The 519-nt window shown below is 58.4% G+C and carries 1 pseudogene; it reads left to right on the top strand.

What is annotated here, in order from left to right:
• Positions 1-519, top strand: a pseudogene (locus EOS_RS42745) (IS5-like element IS5 family transposase); the annotation flags it as partial.

Below are 519 nucleotides of genomic sequence, written 5' to 3'. Positions count from 1 at the left end.
CTGTACGAAATCGCCTCCATGCGTCTGTTTGCCCGGTTATCCCTGGATAGCGCCTTGCCGGACCGCACCACCATCATGAATTTCCGCCACCTGCTGGAGCAGCATCAACTGGCCCGCCAATTGTTCAAGACCATCAATCGCTGGCTGGCCGAAGCAGGCGTCATGATGACTCAAGGCACCTTGGTCGATGCCACCATCATTGAGGCACCCAGCTCGACCAAGAACAAAGAGCAGCAACGCGATCCGGAGATGCATCAGACCAAGAAAGGCAATCAGTGGCACTTTGGCATGAAGGCCCACATTGGTGTCGATGCCAAGAGTGGCCTGACCCACAGCCTGGTCACCACCGCGGCCAACGAGCATGACCTCAATCAGCTGGGTAATCTGCTGCATGGAGAGGAGCAATTTGTCTCAGCCGATGCCGGCTACCAAGGGGCGCCACAGCGCGAGGAGCTGGCCGAGGTGGATGTGGACTGGCTGATCGCCGAGCGCCCCGGCAAGGTAAGAACCTTGAAACAG

Origin of the sequence: Caballeronia mineralivorans PML1(12), assembly GCF_001028175.1 — a bacterium.
In the GTDB taxonomy this organism is placed as follows: domain Bacteria; phylum Pseudomonadota; class Gammaproteobacteria; order Burkholderiales; family Burkholderiaceae; genus Caballeronia; species Caballeronia mineralivorans.
Note: the sequence above shows the minus strand (reverse complement) of the source record. Positions and strands in the feature narration are given on the sequence as shown.